Annotated in this window: 7 protein-coding genes; 3 read left to right on the top strand and 4 right to left on the bottom strand. The window is 59.8% G+C overall.

Features of this window, described 5'->3' with window-relative positions:
- The 4 genes from H585_RS22705 to H585_RS0115860 form a co-directional block, all read right to left on the bottom strand.
- On the bottom strand, nt 1-304 hold a 304-nt coding region (locus H585_RS22705), incomplete at its 3' end, for a transposase (RefSeq protein WP_081678692.1).
- 50 nt (nt 305-354) lie between these two features.
- The gene (locus H585_RS0115870) at nt 355-1,728 is read right to left on the bottom strand and encodes a sigma-54-dependent transcriptional regulator (RefSeq protein ID WP_014259135.1); all 1,374 of its coding nucleotides are present in this window, start codon (nt 1,726-1,728) and stop codon (nt 355-357) included.
- Nucleotides 1,729-1,735: 7 nt separating this feature from the next.
- Nucleotides 1,736-3,193 (bottom strand): ATP-binding protein, encoded by a 1,458-nt coding sequence (locus tag H585_RS0115865; RefSeq protein WP_027368548.1) that lies wholly within the window; start codon nt 3,191-3,193, stop codon nt 1,736-1,738.
- Between the two features lie 95 nt (nt 3,194-3,288).
- Nucleotides 3,289-4,464 carry a pyridoxal phosphate-dependent aminotransferase gene (locus tag H585_RS0115860; RefSeq protein WP_027368547.1) on the bottom strand — a complete coding sequence of 392 codons (1,176 nt, stop codon included), beginning with the start codon at nt 4,462-4,464 and terminating at the stop codon, nt 3,289-3,291.
- Here H585_RS0115860 and H585_RS23135 point away from each other — a divergent pair.
- From H585_RS23135 to H585_RS0115850, 3 genes are all read left to right on the top strand, one after another.
- Nucleotides 4,463-4,900 (top strand): hypothetical protein, encoded by a 438-nt coding sequence (locus tag H585_RS23135; protein ID WP_138708207.1) that lies wholly within the window; start codon nt 4,463-4,465, stop codon nt 4,898-4,900. The two genes, H585_RS0115860 and H585_RS23135, sit on opposite strands and share 2 nt — an antisense overlap.
- 120 nt (nt 4,901-5,020) lie before the next feature.
- The gene (locus H585_RS0115855) at nt 5,021-5,401 is read left to right on the top strand and encodes a Rap1a/Tai family immunity protein (protein WP_027368546.1); all 381 of its coding nucleotides are present in this window, start codon (nt 5,021-5,023) and stop codon (nt 5,399-5,401) included.
- Complete coding sequence (locus H585_RS0115850; protein ID WP_027368545.1) at nt 5,392-5,700, top strand: YMGG-like glycine zipper-containing protein; 309 nt, start codon at nt 5,392-5,394, stop codon at nt 5,698-5,700. The genes H585_RS0115855 and H585_RS0115850 overlap by 10 nt, the downstream gene beginning before the upstream one ends.
- Nucleotides 5,701-6,000: the final 300 nt, after the last annotated feature.

Genomic DNA, 6,000 nt, shown 5'->3' with positions numbered 1-6,000 from the left:
CATCTGGGTGCACTTTGACGCTTGTGCTGTCCAGGGATGCCGTAGTGACTTTGATTGAGATCATCTGCTCTTCCTGGAGCCGCGTAAATATTCTATCTAGAACACCGCTTTTGCTCCAACGGTTCATGCGAGTATATATGGAATGCCAGTTTCCAAAGTGCTTAGGCAATCCGCGCCACTTGCAACCTTGTTCTAGAACATACAAAATGGCGTTAATAACTTGCAGGTTATCTAGAGAGACATTGCCCCGCTGCCGAGGGAAGCTATCCGCGATGCGTTGATACTGCTCTCTGGTTATTTGCATACCAACAAGCTAGCCAGAGATTAGACAATGACAAGTAGAGTTAACAGGCCCTAATGCACGACGATCTTGTACTTCTTGAGCTTGTAGGCGAGCAGGCTTTTGGACACGCCCAACAGTTCGGCGGCCTTGACCTGCACGAACTCGGATTTGGCCAGGGCGCGGCGGATAAGCGCGGCCTCGATCTTCTCCAGGGTGTCCGGCAGGTTGATGCGCGTGGGCAGCATATCCACGGCCGACTTGTACTGGGCTTCCTCGTCCTTGATCTCGGCGGGCAGGTCCTCCACGCCGATGGTCTCCGCGTCGGCCAGCACCACGCTGCGCTCGATGACATTCTCCAACTGGCGAACGTTGCCCGGCCAATCGAAGCCCTGCAAGTAGTTCAGGGCGTCGGGCGTGAAGCCCTTGAAGATCTTCTGATTCTCGCGCGAAAACTTGTGCAGGAAGTGCATGGCCAGGAGCGGGATGTCCTCGCGCCGCTCGCGCAAGGGCGGCATCTCGATATGCACGACATTGAGCCTGTAGAAGAGGTCCTCGCGAAAGATTCCCTCGCTCACGGCCTTCTGCAGATTCTTGTTGGTGGCCGCCACCACGCGGATATCCACCTCGATGGGATCCACACCGCCCACGCGCTCGAAGCGCCGTTCCTGGAGCACGCGCAGGAGCTTTACTTGCGTTTCATGCGACAGCTCGCCTATCTCGTCCAGGAAGAGCGTGCCGCCGTCGGCCAGCTCGAAACGGCCCCGCTTGCGGGCCACGGCGCCGGTGAAGGAGCCTTTTTCGTGGCCGAACAGCTCGCTTTCCATCACTCCAGGGTTGAGGGCCATGCAGTTGACCGAGACGAACGGCTGGTCCTTGCGCGGCGAGGTCAGGTGAATGGCCCGGGCCACGAGCTCCTTGCCCGTGCCCGACTCGCCGGAGACGAGCACCGTGGACCTGCTTGGCCCAGCGCGCTGGATCATCTCCAGCACCCGGCGCATGGGCCGGCTGCCGCCGATGATGTTGCCCACGCCGAATTGCTTGCTCATGGACTCCAGCAGCAGCCGGTTCTGCTGCCGGGCATGGGCGAATTGCACGGCCTTGGCCACGGATAGGAGCAGCTCGTCATTGGAGAAGGGCTTGGAGATGTAGTCGAAAGCGCCGACGCGCATGGCTTCCACCGCCGCCTCGATGGAGCCGAAGGCGGTCATGATGAGCACTGGCACCTGCGGGTAGTTGCGCCGCACGTGCTCCAGGACATGCTGGCCCGAGAGCTTGGGCATCTTCATGTCCGTGATGACCACGTCCACCTCGGATTCCTCCAGGTAGGCCAGGGCCGTCTCGGGATCGGGGATTGCCGTGACGTTGTAGCCCTGATCTTCCAGCAGCGTGCTCAGCACGAGCAGATAGTTCTGCTCGTCGTCGATGACCAGAATGGTGTCGGCCATGGCGCTCCTATCCTGCCTTTGCGGCGGGGAAGATTATCTCCACGCGGGCGCCGCCCTCGGGATTGTTGCCCAGGTGCATCTGCGCGCCATGCCCGCCAAGGATGGTGTCCACTATGGTCAAGCCCAGCCCGGTGCCCGAGTCCTTGGTGGTGAAGAACGGATCGCGCAGCTTCTCCAGGGTTTCCGGGGCGAAACCGGTACCGCTGTCCTCGATGTTTACCATAACTTGTCCCGCGGCTGCATTGACCGAAATCCTGATTTTGCCGGGGCCGTTCAGAGCTTCCAGGGCATTGGCCACCAAGTTGTAGAAGGCGCGGTAGATCAAGTCGCGGTCGGCCATGATCATGACTCCGGGCGCGTACTCCCTGGCCAGCTCAACCTCCTGCTGCTGGAGCTTGGATTCCAGGAACACGGCCATCTGGTCCAGCACCTGGGTCACATCCACGGGCTCCAGCCTGGGGGCCTTGGGCCTGGCGTAATCCAGAAATTCGTTGACCGTGCGCGACAGGCGCTTGGACTCGTCGAAGATGGCTTGCAGGATGCGCGTATGAGAGCTTTTTGGGTCCTCGCGCCGGGATTTGCCAAGCAGCAGCTCGGCGCTGGAGCGGATGATGCCCAGAGGGTTGCGTATCTCGTGGGCGATGCCCGAAACCATGCGGCCCATGCTGGCCATCTTCTCGCTCTGGTGCAGGTCGCGCTCAAGCATTTCCTTCTCCCGCGTCCGCTGGGCAGCCAGGCGGTCGGCGCGGCGGATCATGAGCAGGAGCATGAAGAACAGGCCCAAGGATGACAGGAGAGATGACAGGATGATGATACGCTGGAAATTGAGGACCGTGCTGTAGACGTCGGTGATGTCCTGGGTGAACTCAAGCACGCCGATGATGGGGCCGGTGCGCTCCGGGGTGTCCAGCCTGCGCTCGGCGCGCAGGGTGTAGACCGTGCGCATGATCGCGCTGCCCTTCTCCAGTTCCGGGCGCAGGAAGGCCCGGTACGTGGGATTGAAGTTGATGACTTCGAAGCTGTGCTGGCCGGTGTCCATGGCGGCCTTGACCGTATGCCCGGCCAGGCCCTCCAGGCCCACCAGCGCCGCGTTCGTGGAGTAGGCCACGGTCTGCTCGAAGTCGTAGATGCGCACTTCGATCACGTGGAAGCTATGGATGGTGGATCTGACGGTCTTGTCCAAGCGCTCGAATTGCGCCTTCTGGCGTAGCTCGATGCGGCCGAAGCCGATGAGCGTGGGCAGGGTGAAGCGCTGAAATATCTGGTGATTCAGGTTTTCGGCCAGCAGCAGGGCGAACTCCTCCTGCTTCTTCATCAACGTATGCCTGGCGTAGTCGGCCAGGAAGATGGACAGCATGAGGTTGAAGCCCACGATAAGCACGAAAAAGCTCCAGGACAGGAGCTTCACGAGCTGGAATGGGCTTGCCGCTGGGGCAGTGCGCTTGTGCTGGTCTGTATTCGTCATGGCTAAGGGGCGCGCTGACGGTCGCGTGATACGGGAATGCCCGGCGCGAACGTCCGTTGCGTGCATCGGAGCCGGAGCGGCGGCGCCCCTGCCCGTCAGCGGTTCATAAGCACTCGGCCCACCTTGTCCATGGAGCGGGCCAGGGTCTCATCGTCCAAGGCGTAGGAGAAACGCACGCAGTCGTCATCGCCGAAGGCGGAGCCCGGAACGAGGGCCACCTCGGCCTGCTCCAGAATCTTCTGGCACAGGCTGGCCGAATCGGGCGTATCGCCCGTCATGAACGCGCGCAGGTTGGGAAACACGTAAAACGCCCCGTCAGGCTTGGGGCATATGGCTCCGGGCCAAGTGGCGATTACGTCCATGACCAGGTCGCGGCGGCGCACGAAGGACTTCTTCATCTCCTCCACGATATCCCACGGACCAGTCAGGGCCGCCAATGCGGCTTTCTGGGTGATGGAGCACACGTTGGAAGTGGACTGGCCCTGAATCTTGGTCAGCGTCTTAATCAGGTCAGGATGAGCCAGGACAAAGCCCAGACGCCAGCCGGTCATGGCGAAGGTCTTGGACAGCGCGCCCACGATGGCCACCTGCTCGGGGCAGCGCTTCCACAGCCCGGCAAGGGAGCTGGGCTGTGCCGGAGCATAGACCAGACGGTCGTAAACCTCGTCGGACACGATGAATATGTCATGGTTCACGGCCCACTCGGCGATGGCGTCCAGTTCGGCCTGGCTGTAATGGCAGCCCGTTGGGTTGGAGGGCGTATTGAGGATGAGCATGCGCGTGCGGGACGTGCGTGCTCGCTCCAGGCTCTCGGGCGTGATCTTGAAGCAGGCCTCTGCCCCGGCCTTGACGAACACGGGCCTGGCATCGGCCAGCTCGACCATGGCCGGGTAGCTTACCCAGTAGGGTGTGGGCACGAGCACCTCGTCGCCTGGCTCCAGCAGGGCCATGAACAGGTTGTAGAGCACCTGTTTGCCGCCGTTGGAGACCATGGTCGACTCCATGGGAGCTTCGACGCCGTAGAACGTGGCGTAATAGGCGGCCACGGCCTTGCGCAGTTCGGGGATGCCCGGCACGGCGGTATAGCGGGTGAAGCCAGCGTCGATGGCCTCCTTGGCCGCCCGGCAGATATGCTCGGGAGTGGGAAAATCAGGCTCGCCCACGGCCAGGGATACGACATTGCGCCCTTGGGCGCGCATTTCCTGCGTCTTGGCGTTCAGGGCCAGAGTGGCCGAAGGCTTGATCCTGGCCAGCCGGGAGGCGATCTTCATGCGCGCACCTCGCGAAAACAGATGGTTGTTGCCGATCGAAACATCACAGGAGAGAGCCTTCCTGGGCCTGCCTTGTAGAAGAAAACAACCGGAAGGTAAATGGCATGCGAAATTGCTGACTCGGCTTTGGTGCTTACGGGAGAATGATCAACGCGAAAATGTGCGGCAGGCCATACGCTTCAGAGGACACCCAAGCTGTAAAAGCTCAGCTTTCACGCAGGCGACAGTGGTTCAAATTCCCTTGGGACTCCAAATGAAATTTAAGGGTTTCGGCTTAATCCCAAGTCCTTTTTTGTTTACGTGTTCCTGCCGCAATGCCTTAACCGGCATTTATAAAGACACTCCTCGGCCTTTTTCCGATCGTAAAGAGGCCGAGGAGTTTTTTAATTCGCTTGGGAAATATAATTATTCTTCTGCTTGTACAGGTGTAATGTAAAATTGATTTATACTGGAAAACCATACCGCAGTTATTCGTTGGCTGGCTTTTGGTCGATATGTAAATGACTAGGGGACTACGGAACGGCTTAGAATCATAAGTAAAGGAGGCAAGTACGGCATGTGCTGGAAACTATTGCTTTCGGTTGGCCTGCTTTTATCGGTTCTGTCCCAACCAGTGAGCGCAGTGACCGAGGAAGACTTCCTGGTCAAGACAACTGAAGATCTGATCGATCTCTGCACTGTATCGGAAAGCGACGAACTCGATGAGGAGGCTATTCATTTCTGCCACGGCTATCTTGTGGGGGCTTACCATTATTACAAAGCCTCTACTGCTGGCCCGGACGCAGAACCGCTGGTTTGCCCGCCGGAGCCTCCTCCTTCACGGGAGGCGGTAGTTTCCATGTTCATCGAGTGGGCCAAGGCGCATCCGCAGTATATGAATGAGCTGCCTGTCGAAACAGAATTCCGATTCCTGACGGAGACATGGCCATGCAAGTAAAAACGCACGCAACTCGAGTCGCATTTCCCTGGATGAGGCTGGTAACGATGCTCCTGGCCATCCTGCTCATGGTCAGTGGGTGCGCCGGAATGTCCGAGACAGAGCAACGCACGGTGACCGGCGGAGCAGCCGGCGCCGCGGGCGGCGCCGCAATCGGGGCTCTTGCCGGAAACGCGGCGATGGGAGCTGCCATCGGCGGCGCAACGGGCCTTGCGGGCGGATATCTCTACGGCAAGCACAAGGATACCGAGAAAAAGGCCTACGAGGAGGGATACAACGCAGGGAAGGCTGGCCAGTAATTTTGGCAGGGATGACATCCGGCATCGATGTCCCTGTCATTCGCTGAAGGGCTGAACCTAAGGTGGGAGCTCGTGTCGATTTTCGACCAGCAGAGGATTGGGTCAGGCAAGCGGCACGGGCGGGTCCCGCGCCCGAACGGGAGCTTCGGCATGAGGTTAACGGGCCAGCAAGTCACAAGCATTATCCTGCTGGGGCTGGGACTAATGCTGCTGGGGTTTACAGCCGCGGCGAGTCCGCTTCCGCCACACTGGCCCAAGGCAAGGACGGTCCAAACCGGTTCCTCGACCGTCGCGGCAAAG

The organism is Desulfocurvibacter africanus subsp. africanus DSM 2603, from assembly GCF_000422545.1.
Taxonomy (GTDB): domain Bacteria; phylum Desulfobacterota; class Desulfovibrionia; order Desulfovibrionales; family Desulfovibrionaceae; genus Desulfocurvibacter; species Desulfocurvibacter africanus.
This window is presented reverse-complemented; position numbering and strand designations above follow the sequence as displayed.